This is a genomic window from Pseudomonas sp. 3296, from assembly GCF_031456615.1.
Classification (GTDB): domain Bacteria; phylum Pseudomonadota; class Gammaproteobacteria; order Pseudomonadales; family Pseudomonadaceae; genus Aquipseudomonas; species Aquipseudomonas mucoides.
Genome location: NZ_JAVDUY010000005.1, coordinates 537,023 through 552,464 on the forward strand (window position 1 = coordinate 537,023; position 15,442 = coordinate 552,464).

Sequence of the window (15,442 nt, forward strand, 5' to 3'; positions counted from 1 at the left end):
GCGGCTCAATCAAACTGCGCGCGCATCCACGCCTGATACTCGGCCACACCCGGCTCGCCTTCACGCGGTGCCCATGGAGCAAGCTCACCTTCACCCACCGGGCGATACGGCCCGGCTTTGCACTCGAACATCAGGCTGTCGGCTTCCAGCACGACCAGGCCATGGAACACACCGGGAGGAAGATCCACGCCTACCGATTTGCCAGCGGCTTGCAGGACGCGCCTGTGGATAACGCCTCCAGACTCATCAAAAATCAACAGGCCCAGACGCCCCCGCAGCACCAACAGCGTTTCCGCCTTGTCATCACTCAAGTGCCGATGAGGGGGAATATACGTACTCGGCTGCAATCCCACGGCCATACGGTGGCAAGGCTCTTCCATCTGGTGGAAGTTGTGATGCTGGCGCCCGCGCGGATTGGCCGCAGCTTTCTCGGCCAATTCGGTGAACAGCGTTTGATCAAGAAAGCTCGGCGTGGCCAATGATTACATTCCTTTAACAGCAAAAATCCCGTTGGCGTTACGCCAGTAGCCTTTGTAGTCCATGCCGTAACCGAAGATGTAACGGTCGATGCACGGCAGGCCGACGAAATCGGCTTTCAGGTCCGGACGAGCCTTGCGGTCGTGGTCTTTGTCGATCAGCACGGCGGTGTGCACTTTGCGCGCGCCGGCGTGTTTGCAGAAGTCGATGATCGCGCCCAGGGTGTGACCTTCATCGAGGATGTCGTCGATGATCAGCACGTCACGGTCGATGAACGACACTTCCGGCTTGGCTTTCCAGAACAGGTCGCCGCCGCTGGTTTCGTTGCGATAGCGGGTAGCGTGCAGGTACGAGGCTTCCAGCGGGAAGTTCAGATAGGTCAACAGTTTGCCGGAGAAAATCAGGCCGCCGTTCATCACACAGAACACCACCGGATTGCTTTCAGCCATCTGATCGTTGATTTGTGCACCGACGCGGGCGATGGCCGCCTCGACTTCAGCTTCGGTGTACAGGCAGTCAGCCTCTCGCATGATTTGACGGATATGCTCGAGATCAGCGGACATGGCGCTCTCCAAGGGGGGTGGCGGACAGGAAAAGCGGGCAAAGGTACGCATCCCGCACGGCCAGATCAAGCGTTTGTGGACTAACGTACTGTATGTCTATAGGACAACACCCTCGGATAGATTAATCTAGGCCGGTTTTTTTGCCCGCCGCCGGAGCCTTTCCCATGCCCATCCTCGAGATCCGCCACCCGCTGATCCGTCATAAACTTGGCCTCATGCGCCGTGCAGATATCAGCACCAAGAATTTCCGTGAGCTCGCTCAGGAAGTCGGCGCCCTGCTGACCTATGAAGCCACCAAAGACCTGCCGCTGGAAGCCTACGACATCGAAGGCTGGTGCGGCACCGTGTCGGTCGAGAAAATCGCCGGCAAGAAGATTACTGTAGTCCCGATCCTGCGCGCCGGTATCGGCATGCTCGAAGGCGTGCTCAGCCTGATCCCGGGCGCCAAGGTCAGCGCCGTGGGCGTAGCCCGCAACGAACAGACCCTGCAGGCACACACCTACCTGGAAAAACTGGTCCCGGAAATCAACGAGCGCCTGGCGATGATCATCGACCCGATGCTCGCTACCGGCAGCTCCATGGTCGCCACCATCGACCTGCTGAAAAAGGCCGGCTGCCGCGACATCCGCGCCATGGTGCTGGTCGCCGCGCCGGAAGGCATCGCTGCCGTGGAGAAGGCTCACCCGGACGTGACCATCTACACCGCCTCCATTGATGAAAAACTGAACGAACACGGTTACATCATTCCGGGCCTGGGCGATGCCGGTGACAAAATCTTCGGCACCAAGCAGAAGGACGCTTGAGCATGCAGCAAGAGTTCAACGATCCGCTCTGGCGCACGGTGCTGTCGGGTGCACAGATGCTGTTCGTGGCCTTCGGTGCCCTGGTGTTGATGCCGCTGATTACCGGCCTCGACCCGAACGTCGCGCTGTTCACTGCAGGCCTGGGGACGATTCTGTTTCAGATCGTCACCGGGCGTCAGGTGCCGGTGTTCCTGGCGTCGAGCTTTGCCTTCATCACCCCGATCATTCTCGCCAAGGGCCAATTCGGCCTCGCGGCGACCATGGGCGGCGTGATGGCGGCCGGTTTCGTCTACACCTTTCTCGGACTGGCCGTGAAGATCAAAGGCACCGGGTTCATCGACCGCTTGCTGCCACCGGTGGTGATTGGCCCGGTGATCATCTCCATCGGCCTGGCCATGGCGCCGATTGCCGCCAACATGGCAATGGGCAAGGCCGGCGACGGCACTGAGTTGATTCATTACCAGACGGCGATGCTGATCTCGATGCCGGCGCTGCTGACCACACTGATCGTCGCGGTGTTCGGCAAAGGCATTTTCCGCCTGGTGCCGATCATTTCCGGCGTGCTGGTCGGTTTTGCCATGGCCTTCTATTTCGGCGTCGTGGATACCGCGAAGATTGCCGCTGCGCCGTGGTTTGCGATTCCGCACTTCACCGCGCCGGAGTTCAACTGGCAGGCGATTCTGTTCATCGTTCCGGTAGCGTTGGCCCCGGCCATCGAGCATATCGGCGGTGTGATTGCCGTTGGTAGCGTGACCGGCCGCGATTACCTGAAGAAGCCCGGCCTGCACCGCACGCTGCTCGGCGATGGCATTGCTACCACCGCAGCCGGCCTGTTCGGCGGTCCACCCAACACCACGTACGCCGAAGTGACGGGCGCGGTAATGCTGACCAAGAACTACAACCCGAAAATCATGACCTGGGCGGCGATCTTCGCCATCAGCCTGGCGTTCATCGGCAAGTTCGGCGCGCTGTTGCAAAGCATTCCGGTGCCGGTGATGGGCGGGATTCTCTGCCTGTTGTTCGGTTCGATTGCGGCCGTGGGCATGAACACACTGATTCGCCACAAGATTGATCTGGGCGAAGCGCGCAATCTGGTGATTGTGTCGGTGACCCTGGTGTTCGGGATTGGCGGTGTGCTGGTCGGCACCGGGACTGGCCCGGACGACTTCGGCCTCAAAGGCATTGCGCTGTGCGCGGTGGTGGCGATTGCGCTGAACCTGTTGCTGCCGGGGAATGACAGCTGGAAGCACAAGAAGGCGGATGAGCCGCTTCTGTAACAGCTGAGATTGATCGTTCCCACGCTCTGCGTGGGAGCGATCATCACAGGTTGTATCCCTACAGCGCCAACGGCGCTCTTTCGCACAGTGCAGTCAACGCCCGCGCCCATTGCGGGTGATCGTTCAGGCACGGCACCAAAACCAACTCCTCCCCTCCCGCTTCGCGGAATTGTTCCAGCCCGCGATCACCGATCTCTTCCAGCGTCTCGATGCAATCAGCCACGAACGCCGGGCACATCACCAGAATCTTCTTCACGCCGCTCTTGGCCAATTCATCGAGCCGCGCTTCGGTGTAGGGTTCGATCCACTTGGCCCGCCCCAGACGCGACTGAAACGACACTGACCACTTGCCGTCCGGCAAGCCCATGCGCTTGGCAAATTCCGAAGCAGTGCGCAAGCATTGCGCGCGATAGCAGGTGGCCAATACCACTGGCGAAGCGTTCCTGCAGCAATCCTCATTCTTGAAGCAATGCTTCCCCGCCGAATCGAGCTTGGTCAGGTGCCGCTCCGGCAAACCGTGGAAGCTCAACAACAAGTGATCGTAATTCTGCTCCAGATAGGGCTTGGCCGAGGCAACCAATGCGTCGAGGTATTCCGGCTGATCATAAAACGGCTGGAGAATCGACAGTTGGATATCGAGTCCTTTCTCGCGCAGCACACGCTTGGCTTCTTCGATCACCGTCGTGGTGGTGCTGTCGGCGAACTGTGGATAAAGCGGTGCCAGGGTGATTTTTTTGTGGCCTTGGGCGGCCAGCTGCACCAGTTTCGTTTCAATCGACGGCTCGCCATAACGCATCGCCAACTCGACCGGCCCGTGGGTCCACTGCGCCGTCACGGCTTGTTGCAGACGACGGCTGAGCACCACCAGGGGCGAACCCTCCTCCCACCAGATCGACGCGTAGGCGTGGGCTGACTGCTCCGGGCGCTTGATCAGGATCAGCGACACCAGCAAGCGTCGCACCGGCCATGGCAGGTCGATCACATACGGGTCCATCAGAAATTGATTGAGGTAGCTGCGCACATCCGCCACCGAGGTGGAGGCCGGTGAACCCAGGTTAACCAAAAGCAATGCGTGATCGGTCATGCAACGTCCTATTTCAAAGGCGGCTGGACAGGTCGTCCAGGGCCGCGCGCAAATCGGTGAACTGGAAAGTGAAACCCGCGTCCAGCGCGCGAACCGGCAGGGCCTTCTGCCCACCCAGTAACAACAACGACAACTCGCCAAGGCCCACTTTCAACGCCAGGGCCGGCATCGGCATGAACGCCGGGCGGTGCAGCACGCTGCCCAACGTCTTGGCAAATTCACGATTGCGCACCGGTTTTGGTGCGCAGGCATTATAAGGACCGCTGGCGTCATTCTGATGCAGAAGAAAATCAATCAGGGCGATTTGATCGTTGACATGAATCCATGGCATCCACTGCCGACCGCTACCGATCGGCCCGCCCAACCCCAGTTTGAACGGCAGCAACAGCCGCGACAAAAAGCCGCCCTCGGCCGACAACACCAACCCGGTACGAATCAGCACGACACGCAGTCCCAAGGCTTCGGCACGCTGGGCGGTTTCTTCCCAGGCGACGCACAACTGACTGGCGAAATCATCGATGACCGGGGGCGATGCCTCGGTCAGCTCACGCTCCCCCCCATCGCCATACCAGCCCACCGCAGAACCGGACATCAACAGCGAAGGCTTTTGCTCGCGCTTTTCGAGCCACGCCAACAGCGTTTCCGTCAGAGTGATGCGGCTGCTCCAGAGCAACGCCTTGCGCTTGTGCGTCCAGGGCCGATCGGCAATCGGTGCGCCTGCCAGATTGATAATGGCGTCCAGCGGTGCCTGATCGAGGTCCTCCAGCCGGGCAATACCCTTCACCTGAGTGCCGCAGATTTTCGCGACTTTTTCTGGCTTGCGACTCCAGACCGTCAGGCTGTGCCCCTGACTCAACCAGTGTCTGCAGAGCTGACGTCCTATCAAACCAGTACCGCCGGTCAGCAATATGTGCATGACTTCTTCCTCGCGTGGCGTTTAACCCTGATCACTAGTCTATTTTTATAAGCAGGGATCTTTGGTATCGGGCATGTCCTGTGTTTAACAATAGGCCAAGCTGTCAGATCGAGAACGCTAGAAGTTATACCAAAAAACAATATTGTACAGGTTTGACCCACAGCGTAGTCTGTACAGAAAGGTAAACGAGGCCCCTATGACTGTACCTATCGCAATCATCGGCACCGGCATCGCCGGGCTCTCAGCCGCTCAGGCCCTGACTGACGCAGGGCATGTCGTTCAACTTTTCGATAAAAGCCGCGGCAGTGGCGGACGCATGTCGAGCAAACGCAGCGATGCGGGTGCTCTGGACATGGGGGCGCAATATTTCACTGCCCGCGACCGGCGCTTCGTCACCGAGGTTCAGCGTTGGCAAGCCAACGGCTGGGTCGCTGAATGGACGCCACAGCTCTATACCTACCACGGTGGCCAGCTCAACCTGTCGCCGGACGAACAAACCCGCTGGGTCGGCACGCCGCGCATGAGCGCCATCACGAGAGGCCTGCTCGGCGATCTGCAAGTGCAGTTTGCTTGCCGGATCACCGAGGTCTATCGCGGTGAAGAGCACTGGCACTTGCAGGACGCCGAAGGCTTCACTCACGGTCCGTTCAGTCATGTGGTGATCGCCACGCCAGCGCCTCAAGCCACCGCATTGCTGGCTGCGGCATCGAAGCTGGCCGGGGCTGCCGCCGGGGTAAAGATGGACCCGACCTGGGCCGTCGCCCTGGCGTTCGAAACGCCGCTGGAGACCCCCATGGAGGGCTGCTTCGTGCAGGACAGCCCACTCGACTGGCTGGCCCGCAACCGCAGCAAGCCGGGGCGTGACAACACCATGGATACGTGGGTGCTGCATGCGACCAGCGCCTGGAGCCGCCAACACATCGACCTGTCCAAGGAAGCGGTGATCGAGCAGCTGCACGGTGCGTTCGCTGAGTTGCTGCACGATTCCATGCCCGCCCCGAGCTTCAGCCTCGCCCACCGCTGGCTCTATGCCCGCCCCGCCAGCAGCCACGAATGGGGCGCGCTCGCCGATGCCGACCTGGGCCTTTACGTATGCGGCGACTGGTGCCTGTCCGGGCGGGTTGAAGGCGCTTGGCTCAGTGGCCAGGAAGCCGCTCGCCGATTGCATGAGCACCTGCAGTGAACGGCATCAATCCCGATAAATTGCTGCTGTCGAAGTGGACAGCAGCCCATCCGCAACACCGCGAAAAACACTTTCTGGTGACCGAGGTATTCCGTGACGAGGAAGGCACGGTGCTGGAAGTCGAGTTGCAGGCGGTGCTGACCAAGCGCAGTGAACGCCTCGATTGGCGAACCCTCAAGAACAGCGACACCTGGCAATTGGGCTGGAAGTAGAACCGATAGAAGTGAGCGCGCTCCCACAGGGGTCGCCCGGGCGACGATAAAAACCTATACAAAAAAATTGACTTGTACACCTTTGAATCTATGATGAAGACTATGTTGTACAGAGAAGAAACTCTGTACAAGTTTAGATTCGAGGTGCTTCGATGCGCGACCAGCCAGCGACCCGACCAAAAATAGCTATCAGCGCCTGCCTGATGGGCGCCGAGGTTCGCTATAACGGCGGGCACAAGGAATCACGCCTGTGCAGTCGAACCCTTGCTGATCATTTCGATTTTGTCCCGGTGTGCCCGGAAGTTGCCATCGGCCTCGGTATCCCCCGAGAACCGATTCGCCTGGTCGGCAACCCACTGCATCCCGAAGCGGTAGGCAGCGTTAACGCCGAGCTTAACGTTACCCGGCCACTCAAAGAATACGGCCAGACAATGGCGGGTCAGTTAAGCGACATTTGCGGCTACATCTTCATGCAAAAGTCCCCGTCGTGTGGCCTGGAAAGGGTCAAGGTCTATCAGGCCAACGGTGTACCAGTGGAGGGCGGCGGACGCGGCCTCTATGCCGAGGCATTCTGTGCACTGCACCCTGACCTGCCGGTAGAGGAAGACGGCCGACTCAACGACCCGGTACTGCGAGAAAACTTCCTGACTCGCGTGTTTGCCTACAGCGCCTGGCAACAGTTGCTGCAAAAAGGCCTGACTCGCCGCGACCTCACCGAATTCCACTCGCGCTACAAATACCTGCTGATGGCGCATAACCCGGTGCAGTACAAAACCCTGGGTAATCTGCTGGGCAACATGGGCCAGACCGATCCTGAAGAACTCGGCCCACGCTACTTCCGCGAACTGATGGCGGCCTTGAAAAAATGCGCCACGCGGCGCACCCACACCAACGTTCTGCAACACATCAGCGGTTATCTCAAGCAAGTCACCAGCCCTGAAGACAAACAGGAAATGCAGCACGTCATCAGCCAGTACCGCCAAGGCATCGTGCCGCTGGTGGTGCCATTGACCCTGCTCAAGCATTACTTCCGCCAGTACCCGGATCCCTACATTGCGCAACAGGTTTACCTGCAACCGCACCCGGAAAACCTCAGCCTGCGGAACGCGATCTAATGAAATCCCCACTCGACACCAGCGCCAGCGAAGACCTCGGCGACGACTTTAAAAAAGCGCTGGACGAAGGCTGGCTGCCGATCCGTGAAGTGGCACGGCAGACCGGTGTCAACGCCGTGACACTGCGCGCCTGGGAACGGCGCTACGGGCTGATCGTTCCGCAACGCACACCCAAGGGCCATCGGCTGTTCTCGGCCGAACACGTTCAACGCATCCAGACGATCCTCACCTGGCTCAATCGCGGCGTGGCCGTCAGCCAGGTCAAGCAGTTGCTGGACACGCCGCAAGCGTTTAGCGAACCCGTTGAAAACGACTGGCAAGTGTTGCGCCAGACGCTGCTGCACGCGGTGTCGCAACTGAACGAACGCACCCTGGATGACACGGTAAATCAAGCCATGGCGCTGTACCCACCGCGCACCTTGTGCGAACAGCTGCTGATGCCATTGCTGGCAGAACTGGACCAACGCTGGCAGGGCCAGTTTGGTGCACAGATGGAACGGGCATTCTTTTATTCCTGGTTACGCAGCAAATTCGGCGCACGCATCTACCATAACAACCGTCAGTTGCGCGCCGCGCCATTGCTGCTGATCAATCACTCGGATGTACCACTGGAACCTCACCTATGGCTCACTGCATGGCTGATCAGCAGCGCCGATTGCCCGGTGGAGGTGTTCGACTGGCCTCTACCCGCCGGCGAACTTGCGATGGCGGTCGATCACCTGCAAGCCCGAGGCGTACTGCTGTATTCCAGCAAAGCCATGAACCTTTCGCAGCTGCCAAAACTGTTGAATGGCGTCAGTTGCCCAAAAATGATTGCCGGACCAACCGTATGCATCCACCACGCCGAGTTGTCCGCAAGAACTTCCGGAGTCGTTGATTTGTCCTTCGCCGAAGACCCGTTATCGGCGCATCAGGCCCTGGTTCTGCGTGGGCTAATTTAATGAATCGTGCGGACACAACCATGCAATTGATCTGGCTGCGCAGCGACTTGCGCCTACATGACAACACCGCCCTCTCGGCTGCCGCGGCTCGCGGCCCTACGGTGGCGGTATACCTGTTGAGCCCGCAGCAGTGGCTGGAACACGACGATGCGCCATGCAAAGTGGATTTCTGGCTGCGAAACTTGCGTGAACTGAATCGCGCACTGGGTGACCTGAACATCCCCTTGCTGATCCGCAACGCATCACACTGGGATGAAGCGCCGAAAGTGCTGCTCGAAATGTGTCGGCAGTTGAAGGTCGACGCCGTACACGTGAACGAAGAGTACGGTGTTCATGAAAGCCGTCGTGATGCGGCGGTGGCCCAAACGCTGAACGCCAATGGCATCGACTTCCATAGCTACCTTGACCAATTGCTGTTCAAACCGGGCACCGTGCTCACCAGGACCGGCACTTACTTTCAGGTCTTCAGTCAGTTCCGCAAGGTCTGCTACGACAGATTGCGCGGGTCATTGCCGAGCCTGGTCGCTGCGCCGGCTGCTCAGGCGCCACTGGCGATCAACAAAGAAAACATTCCCACAAGCGTCGACGGCTTCGAAACACCGAGTGAAAGCCTGCGCACACTCTGGCCCGCCGGTGAAGCCGAAGCCCGACGCCGCCTCGACACCTTCGCCGACGCTCAGATCGACTACTACAAAGACGAACGGGACTTCCCGGCCAAGCCCGGCACCAGCCAGCTCTCGGCCTATCTCGCCGCCGGGGTGATTTCCCCGCGCCAATGCCTGCACGCCGCCCTGCAAACCAATCAGGGCGAATTCGAAAGCGGCAAGGTCGGCGCTGTCACCTGGATCAACGAGTTGCTGTGGCGCGAGTTCTACAAACATATTCTGGTGGGTTACCCGCGAGTCTCCCGCCATCGCGCCTTTCGCCCGGAAACCGAAGCCCTTGCCTGGCGCAACGCTCCAGAAGAACTGCTGGCGTGGCAAGAAGCGCGCACCGGTCTGCCGATCATCGACGCGGCCATGCGTCAATTGCTTGAGACCGGCTGGATGCACAACCGGCTGCGCATGGTGGTGGCGATGTTCCTGACCAAGAACCTGCTGATCGACTGGCGCGAAGGCGAGCGCTTTTTCATGCGGCACTTGATCGACGGCGATCTGGCGGCGAATAACGGTGGATGGCAGTGGAGCTCGTCCACCGGCACCGATTCGGCACCCTACTTCCGGATTTTCAACCCGCTGAGCCAGTCGGAAAAATTCGACGCCGAAGGTGTGTTCATCAAGCACTGGCTGCCAGAACTGGCCGGGCTCAATAAAAAGGAAGTTCACAATCCGGCCAACCTCGGCGGACTGTTCGGTGTGGCGGATTATCCATCGCCGATCGTCAATCTGAGCACGTCCCGACAACGAGCGCTGGCCGCGTTCAAGAGCCTGCCTTCGCGACAACAGGCCGGAGGACACCATGAGTGATTTCCTGCGGCGTTTTGCCGAGCAGTTTGCGGCCTTGGACAAGCACAACCTGCACCACCTCAATCAGCTCTACACCCATGATGTGCAATTCACTGACCCGCTGCATGAAGTACAAGGCCTGGTGGCGCTGCGCAGCTACTTCACCGATCTCTATACCAATGTCAGTGACCTGCATTTCGAGTTTCACGGTTTCGACCACATCAGTGAGGGCGAAGGCTATCTGCGCTGGGTCATGAGTTACCGCCACCCGCGCCTGGCCAACGGCCAGTTGATACGAGTGGAAGGTTGCTCTCACCTGCTTTGGCGCGACAAGGTTTATCGGCATCGGGATTACTTCGATGCCGGGGCGCTGATTTACGAACATCTACCCGTATTGGGTCGGGCGATTGCCTGGCTAAAAAGGAGAATGGGATGAGCCTGGCAACTCCACGACGCTACTGGTTGACCGGCGCCAGCAGCGGTATTGGCGCCTCGTTGGCCGAAGAAATACTCAAGACCGGCGCTCACGTGGCCGTCAGTGCACGCTCGACAGCCGTGTTGAAGGTCTTGTCCTTGCGCTATCCCGGACAAGTGCTGGTGGTGCCGGGTGACCTGACCAACAGCCAGCAGGTGCGTGAAATCGGTGAGCAGATTGCGCAAGTCTGGGGCTCGCTGGACACCGTTATTCTCAACGCGGGCACCTGCGAATACATCGACGTCCAGCAATTTGACTCATCGATTGTCGAACACGTAGTGCGCACCAATCTGCTCGCCAGCGCCTATTGCATCGAGGCGGCGTTACCATTGCTGCGCAACGGCACCGCGCCGCACCTGGTGGCCGTCGCGAGCTCCGTGACGTACTTGCCGCTGCCGCGTGCCGAAGCCTATGGTGCGTCGAAGGCCGGGCTGCGCTACCTGTTTGAATCGCTGCGCATTGATCTCGCGCCGGAAGGCATCGAAGTCACTATTGTCAGCCCAGGCTTCGTCGAGACACCGCTGACGGCCAAGAATGACTTCCCGATGCCGCTCAGTTGGCCGGTGGGTAAAGCGGCACGGCACATCTTCGCCAAACTCAAGAACCGGCCATTGGAGATCGCGTTTCCGGGCCTGTTCATGGCGGCACTGTGGCCCCTGTCGAAAATGCCCAACGCGGTGAAACTGGCCATCGGCAAACGCATGGTGCGCAGCCCTGCGCCGATCCAGGATCGCCCATGAACATCGCCATCATCGGCAGCGGCATCTCGGGACTGACCTGCGCCTACCTGCTGAATCGCCGGCATGAGATCACCCTGTTCGAGGCTGGCAACCGGGCGGGCGGTCATACCCACACGGTCGACGTGTCGGTCGATGGCCAGCGCTATGCGGTCGACACCGGTTTCATCGTCTTCAACGACAGGACCTACCCGAACTTCATCCGCCTGCTGGGCCAGCTCGGAGTGGGTTTCAAACCGACTGAAATGAGTTTCTCGGTGACGGACCCGGATACCGGTCTTGAATACAACGGCAACAATCTGAACAGCCTGTTCGCCCAACGCCGCAACCTGTTGTCGCCCGGATTCTGGGGTATGTTGCGCGACATTCTGCGCTTCAATAAAGAAGCCCAGCGCGACCTGGCGCAAGGGCGCATCGCCGCCGACACCACGCTGGATGATTACTTGAAGGCCGGACACTACGGCGAGCGCTTTATCCTGCATTACATCGTGCCCATGGGGGCGGCGATCTGGTCAATGTCCATGGCGGACATGCTCGGTTTCCCATTGCAGTTTTTTGTGCGGTTTTTCAAGAATCACGGGCTGTTGTCCATCAACGATCGCCCACAATGGTGCGTGATTGAAGGCGGTTCCAATGCCTACGTCGGACCGTTGACCGCCTCATTTCGCGAGAAGATTCGTCTCAACTGCCCCGTGACCCGCGTCGAGCGTGATGACGCAGGTGTGGTTATTCACAGCGTTGCTGGCAGCGAACGCTTCGATAAAGTCGTGTTTGCCTGCCACAGCGATCAGGCGTTGAAACTGTTGGCCCGGCCGAGCGATGCGGAACGGTCGATCCTCGGTGCTCTGCCCTACGCCGATAACGAAGTGGTGCTGCACACTGATACGCGCTTGCTGCCCGTGGGCAAACGGGCCTGGGCCAGCTGGAATTATCGCCTAGGGGGCGCCGGTCACACACTGGCCGCCGTCACCTACGACATGAACATCCTCCAGGGTTTGCAGAGCGATACCACGTTTTGCGTCAGCCTCAACCAGAGCGCCAGCATCAGCCCTGACAAAGTGCTCGGCACATTCACCTACGCCCATCCGCAATACAGCCTGGCAGCCGTCGCCGCGCAAGGTCGTTGGGATGAACTGGATGGCACACAACACAGCCATTTTTGCGGCGCTTATTGGGCCAACGGTTTCCATGAAGACGCTGTGGTCAGCGCCTTGCGAGTCGCCCGCTCCTTTGGAGAAGTGCTGTGAACAGCGCCCTCTACAGCGGCTGGATTGCCCACCGGCGGTTTGCCCCAAGGCACCACGCCTTCCGCTATCGGATCGGCCTGCTGTACCTGGACCTCGACGAGCAGGACGCCGTGCTCGGCTTGTCGCCCCTGTCCGGTACCAGCCGCTTTGCACCCTACTCGTTTCGCGAAACGGATTACCTGAAAACCTTTACCGGCAAGGGCATGCGCCTGATTGATGCGGTTCGCCAGCAAGTCAGCGAAGTCATCGGCCATGCCCCGCAAGGGTCGATATGCCTGCTGACACAGGTGCGCAGTTGGGGTCTGTCGTTCAATCCGGTGAGTTTCTTCTATTGCCATGAAGCCGATGGGCAATTGGCTGCGATTGTTTGCGAAGTCACTAACACGCCGTGGCGAGAACGTTTTCTCTATGTGTTGCCGGCGAGGTCGCCTGAGAACCGGTTCGATTTCCATCAGCATTTCGTGGTGACCAAGGCATTTGATGTATCGCCATTTTTACCGCGGGATCTCGAGTACCGGATGAGTTTCAGCCCTGTCGCCAACACGCTCGGCGTGCACATGGCGGACTGGCAGGGTGAACTGAAACTCTTCGACGCCACCCTGAACCTGCATCGCGAAACGCTCAACCGCAGCAGCCTGCACCGTTACCTGCGGCATTTTCCCTGGATGACCGCGAAAACCTGCCTGGCGATTTACTGGCAGGCGCTGCGCCTTTTGCTTAAACGCACCCCGGTGTTTGCTCATCGGGTTGCCGTTGGTAGCGTTCAAACCGCCATAGCTCCCTCCAAGGATCGCCGTCATGAAATCCTCTAGCCTCTTGGGCAAAGTCAATTTGTCTGGCCCCCACAGCTTGACCGGAGCGTTGCTGCGCCGCGGCGTGCTACGGCAACTTGCAGCGCTTAAACACGGGCAACTGGTGGTCATCGAGGACGGCGAACGGCATGTCTTCGGCACGGCCGGCAGTCATCTGATCGGGGAAATTCACATCCTCGACGCCGCGGCATGGGGATGGGTGGCGAGCAACGGTTCAATTGGCGCGGGTGAAGCGTTCATCCACGGTTATTGGAGTTCGCCGGACCTGACCGCCGTGGTGCGCGTCTTCGTCAGCAACCTCGACGTGCTGGATGCGCTGGAAGGTGGCCTGGCAAAACTCGGCCGGCCTTTCGTTCAAGGACTGCACTGGCTCAATCGCAACACCCGCAAGGGCTCGCAGAAAAACATTGCCGCCCATTACGATCTGGGCAATGACCTGTTCGAGCAGTTTCTCGATCCGACCATGATGTATTCCGCTGCGCAATTCCTTAGCCCCGAAGACAGCCTCGAACAGGCGCAGTTGAACAAACTCGAAAGGATCTGCCAGAAACTTGCCTTGCAACCCAACGATCACCTGCTGGAAATCGGCACCGGCTGGGGCAGCATGGCGCTTTACGCCGCGCAGCATTACGGCTGCAAGGTCACCACCACCACGCTCTCGAAAGAGCAGTTCGCGTTTACCGCCCAACGAATCGAAACCCTTGGCCTGCAAGGCCAGGTCACACTGTTGCTCAAGGATTACCGCGACCTCACCGGTCAGTACGACAAACTGGTGTCGATCGAGATGATCGAAGCAGTCGGTCACCGCTTTCTGCCGACTTACTTCAAGCAATGCGCGCACTTGCTCAAAAGCAACGGCTTGATGCTGCTGCAGGCGATCACCATTCGCGAGCAACGCTACGAACAGGCCAAGGGCAACGTCGACTTCATCCAGCGCTACATCTTCCCCGGCGGTGCCCTGCCCTGCGTGCAGAAAATGCTCGAGATCGTCAGTCGCGACACCGACATGAACCTGCTGCACATGGAAGATTTCGGTTTGCACTACGCGCGAACCCTGCGCCTGTGGCATGACAATTTTCGACGTGCCCAGGGCCGTTTGAGCGAGTTGGGCTACGACGATTATTTCCTGCGGCTTTGGGAGTTTTACCTGTGCTACTGCGAAGGCGGCTTTTTGGAGCGCACCATCGGCACGGCACAATTGCTGTTGGCCAAACCGTCTGCGATCACCGCGCCGCTGCTGGGCCGTTTCGATGCCTGAACGCGTGGCTAATGCAGTATTGTTTCAGCTTGGCTGGTTTGCCTGCGTGGTCGGCGGCAGCAGCCTGTGGTTGCTGGTGCCACTGGCAGTGCTGGTGATTCATCTGCTGTGGATAAGTCGCTGGACCGATGAAGGTCGATTGATCCTCAGCGTTGTGCTGTTGGGCACCACCGTCGACAGTTCATTGCGCTGGCTGGGCGTATTCGATTTTAACGACGTCGCGCCATTGATTCCGTTGTGGCTGATGCTGTTGTGGGCACTGCTGGCAACGACGTTGCGCCACTGCCTGGCGTGGACCGCCAAACCCTGGTGGCTCGGTAGCCTGCTCGGCGCCGTCGGTGGGCCATTGTCGTATTACGCAGGCGGACAATTGGCGGACGTGCAGTTTCCTTATGGACAATGGCCGACCTTGATCGGCATCGGGCTGCTTTGGGCAGCCCTGTTTCCCGCACTTCACTACATGGCCCAGCGACTCACGTCAGACACCCGCCACTGAGCGTCCGTCCGGCCTTTCACACAGCAGCGGCCCACTGCCTTACACTGCGCCCATGAAAACCATTCCCCACACGCAAATCGCCGAGCCGGCCGTGACGTGCTCGACCTGCGCGGCTTGCTGCTGTCAGCTTGAAGTGATGCTGATCACCGACACGGGCGTGCCCGAACGTTTTATCGATACCGATGATTGGGGCGGGGAAGTCATGCTGCGCCTGGACGACGGCTGGTGTGCGGCGCTGGATCGCAACAGCATGATGTGCACCATCTACGAAAAGCGCCCGCTGATTTGCCGGGAGTTCGAGATGGGCGCACCGGAATGCATCGAAGAACGCCAGGGGATCAGCACGGCGTATCGCTGAAACCAAGACCAGTGAAGAACACATGTGGGAGCGAGCAAGCTCG

General features: G+C 59.4%; 18 protein-coding genes. 14 read left to right on the top strand and 4 right to left on the bottom strand.

Annotated elements, in window-relative coordinates; genetic code table 11:
- Positions 1–5: 5 nt before the first annotated feature.
- Both J2X66_RS16465 and J2X66_RS16470 read right to left on the bottom strand, forming a co-directional pair.
- Positions 6–479, bottom strand: a complete 474-nt coding sequence (locus tag J2X66_RS16465) for a WbuC family cupin fold metalloprotein (RefSeq protein WP_310266095.1) — start codon at positions 477–479, stop codon at positions 6–8.
- Between the two features lie 3 nt (positions 480–482).
- Entirely contained in the window at positions 483–1,040 is a 558-nt protein-coding gene (locus J2X66_RS16470; RefSeq protein WP_123435109.1) for a hypoxanthine-guanine phosphoribosyltransferase, read from the bottom strand.
- 164 nt (positions 1,041–1,204) lie between these two features.
- On the opposite strand from J2X66_RS16470, the gene upp reads away from it, so the two are divergent.
- Both upp and J2X66_RS16480 read left to right on the top strand, forming a co-directional pair.
- Positions 1,205–1,843, top strand: coding sequence for a uracil phosphoribosyltransferase (gene upp / locus J2X66_RS16475; RefSeq protein WP_027925972.1), 639 nt, complete (start codon positions 1,205–1,207; stop codon positions 1,841–1,843).
- Positions 1,844–1,845: 2 nt separating this feature from the next.
- Complete coding sequence (locus J2X66_RS16480) at positions 1,846–3,120, top strand: uracil-xanthine permease family protein (RefSeq protein ID WP_027925971.1); 1,275 nt, start codon at positions 1,846–1,848, stop codon at positions 3,118–3,120.
- Positions 3,121–3,178: 58 nt separating this feature from the next.
- Here J2X66_RS16480 and hemH read toward each other — a convergent pair whose 3' ends face one another.
- Together hemH and J2X66_RS16490 are read right to left on the bottom strand one after the other, a co-directional pair.
- Positions 3,179–4,204 carry a ferrochelatase gene (gene hemH / locus J2X66_RS16485; RefSeq protein ID WP_310266099.1) on the bottom strand — a complete coding sequence of 342 codons (1,026 nt, stop codon included), beginning with the start codon at positions 4,202–4,204 and terminating at the stop codon, positions 3,179–3,181.
- A gap of 13 nt (positions 4,205–4,217) precedes the next feature.
- Positions 4,218–5,120, bottom strand: coding sequence for a TIGR01777 family oxidoreductase (locus J2X66_RS16490; protein ID WP_310266101.1), 903 nt, complete (start codon positions 5,118–5,120; stop codon positions 4,218–4,220).
- A 196-nt stretch (positions 5,121–5,316) separates the two neighbouring features.
- Here J2X66_RS16490 and J2X66_RS16495 point away from each other — a divergent pair, with 196 nt between their 5' ends.
- The 12 genes from J2X66_RS16495 to J2X66_RS16550 all read left to right on the top strand — a co-directional run bounded on the left by J2X66_RS16495 (position 5,317) and on the right by J2X66_RS16550 (position 15,399).
- Positions 5,317–6,303 (top strand): NAD(P)/FAD-dependent oxidoreductase, encoded by a 987-nt coding sequence (locus J2X66_RS16495; protein ID WP_027925968.1) that lies wholly within the window; start codon positions 5,317–5,319, stop codon positions 6,301–6,303.
- Positions 6,300–6,515: a TIGR02450 family Trp-rich protein gene (locus tag J2X66_RS16500; RefSeq protein ID WP_310266104.1), complete on the top strand. Its 216-nt coding sequence runs from the start codon at positions 6,300–6,302 to the stop codon at positions 6,513–6,515. Before J2X66_RS16495 ends, J2X66_RS16500 begins: the two co-directional genes overlap by 4 nt.
- A 152-nt stretch (positions 6,516–6,667) precedes the next feature.
- On the top strand, positions 6,668–7,630 hold the full coding sequence (locus tag J2X66_RS16505) for a DUF523 and DUF1722 domain-containing protein (RefSeq protein WP_310266106.1): 963 nt from the start codon (positions 6,668–6,670) through the stop codon (positions 7,628–7,630).
- Positions 7,630–8,571 (top strand): MerR family transcriptional regulator, encoded by a 942-nt coding sequence (locus J2X66_RS16510; protein WP_310266108.1) that lies wholly within the window; start codon positions 7,630–7,632, stop codon positions 8,569–8,571. The genes J2X66_RS16505 and J2X66_RS16510 overlap by 1 nt, the downstream gene beginning before the upstream one ends.
- 20 nt (positions 8,572–8,591) lie before the next feature.
- Positions 8,592–10,037, top strand: a complete 1,446-nt coding sequence (gene phrB, locus J2X66_RS16515; RefSeq protein ID WP_310266111.1) for a deoxyribodipyrimidine photo-lyase — start codon at positions 8,592–8,594, stop codon at positions 10,035–10,037.
- Positions 10,030–10,452, top strand: coding sequence for a nuclear transport factor 2 family protein (locus J2X66_RS16520; protein ID WP_310266113.1), 423 nt, complete (start codon positions 10,030–10,032; stop codon positions 10,450–10,452). The genes phrB and J2X66_RS16520 overlap by 8 nt, the downstream gene beginning before the upstream one ends.
- Positions 10,449–11,231 (top strand): SDR family NAD(P)-dependent oxidoreductase, encoded by a 783-nt coding sequence (locus J2X66_RS16525; RefSeq protein WP_310266115.1) that lies wholly within the window; start codon positions 10,449–10,451, stop codon positions 11,229–11,231. Before J2X66_RS16520 ends, J2X66_RS16525 begins: the two co-directional genes overlap by 4 nt.
- Positions 11,228–12,475, top strand: a complete 1,248-nt coding sequence (locus J2X66_RS16530; protein WP_310266117.1) for an FAD-dependent oxidoreductase — start codon at positions 11,228–11,230, stop codon at positions 12,473–12,475. Before J2X66_RS16525 ends, J2X66_RS16530 begins: the two co-directional genes overlap by 4 nt.
- The gene (locus J2X66_RS16535) at positions 12,472–13,287 is read left to right on the top strand and encodes a DUF1365 domain-containing protein (RefSeq protein WP_310266119.1); all 816 of its coding nucleotides are present in this window, start codon (positions 12,472–12,474) and stop codon (positions 13,285–13,287) included. The genes J2X66_RS16530 and J2X66_RS16535 overlap by 4 nt, the downstream gene beginning before the upstream one ends.
- Positions 13,274–14,545 (top strand): cyclopropane-fatty-acyl-phospholipid synthase family protein, encoded by a 1,272-nt coding sequence (locus tag J2X66_RS16540; RefSeq protein WP_027925959.1) that lies wholly within the window; start codon positions 13,274–13,276, stop codon positions 14,543–14,545. Before J2X66_RS16535 ends, J2X66_RS16540 begins: the two co-directional genes overlap by 14 nt.
- A complete protein-coding gene (locus J2X66_RS16545; protein ID WP_310266121.1) occupies positions 14,538–15,041 on the top strand; it encodes a DUF2878 domain-containing protein in 504 nt (167 codons plus the stop codon). Before J2X66_RS16540 ends, J2X66_RS16545 begins: the two co-directional genes overlap by 8 nt.
- A 52-nt stretch (positions 15,042–15,093) precedes the next feature.
- Positions 15,094–15,399 (top strand): YkgJ family cysteine cluster protein, encoded by a 306-nt coding sequence (locus J2X66_RS16550; RefSeq protein WP_007942663.1) that lies wholly within the window; start codon positions 15,094–15,096, stop codon positions 15,397–15,399.
- Positions 15,400–15,442 lie beyond the last annotated feature (43 nt).

Excerpts from the sequence above, each read along its gene's own strand:
- J2X66_RS16510 (WP_310266108.1), top strand. The coding sequence starts at position 7,630 with ATGAAATCCCCACTCGACACCAGCGCCAGCGAAGACCTCGGCGACGAC.
- J2X66_RS16530 (WP_310266117.1), top strand. The coding sequence starts at position 11,228 with ATGAACATCGCCATCATCGGCAGCGGCATCTCGGGACTGACCTGCGCC.
- phrB (WP_310266111.1), top strand. The coding sequence starts at position 8,592 with ATGCAATTGATCTGGCTGCGCAGCGACTTGCGCCTACATGACAACACC.
- J2X66_RS16490 (WP_310266101.1), bottom strand. The coding sequence starts at position 5,120 with ATGCACATATTGCTGACCGGCGGTACTGGTTTGATAGGACGTCAGCTC.
- J2X66_RS16505 (WP_310266106.1), top strand. The coding sequence starts at position 6,668 with ATGCGCGACCAGCCAGCGACCCGACCAAAAATAGCTATCAGCGCCTGC.
- J2X66_RS16540 (WP_027925959.1), top strand. The coding sequence starts at position 13,274 with ATGAAATCCTCTAGCCTCTTGGGCAAAGTCAATTTGTCTGGCCCCCAC.
- J2X66_RS16545 (WP_310266121.1), top strand. The coding sequence starts at position 14,538 with ATGCCTGAACGCGTGGCTAATGCAGTATTGTTTCAGCTTGGCTGGTTT.
- J2X66_RS16470 (WP_123435109.1), bottom strand. The coding sequence starts at position 1,040 with ATGTCCGCTGATCTCGAGCATATCCGTCAAATCATGCGAGAGGCTGAC.
- J2X66_RS16550 (WP_007942663.1), top strand. The coding sequence starts at position 15,094 with ATGAAAACCATTCCCCACACGCAAATCGCCGAGCCGGCCGTGACGTGC.
- hemH (WP_310266099.1), bottom strand. The coding sequence starts at position 4,204 with ATGACCGATCACGCATTGCTTTTGGTTAACCTGGGTTCACCGGCCTCC.
- J2X66_RS16525 (WP_310266115.1), top strand. The coding sequence starts at position 10,449 with ATGAGCCTGGCAACTCCACGACGCTACTGGTTGACCGGCGCCAGCAGC.
- J2X66_RS16520 (WP_310266113.1), top strand. The coding sequence starts at position 10,030 with ATGAGTGATTTCCTGCGGCGTTTTGCCGAGCAGTTTGCGGCCTTGGAC.
- J2X66_RS16495 (WP_027925968.1), top strand. The coding sequence starts at position 5,317 with ATGACTGTACCTATCGCAATCATCGGCACCGGCATCGCCGGGCTCTCA.
- J2X66_RS16480 (WP_027925971.1), top strand. The coding sequence starts at position 1,846 with ATGCAGCAAGAGTTCAACGATCCGCTCTGGCGCACGGTGCTGTCGGGT.
- upp (WP_027925972.1), top strand. The coding sequence starts at position 1,205 with ATGCCCATCCTCGAGATCCGCCACCCGCTGATCCGTCATAAACTTGGC.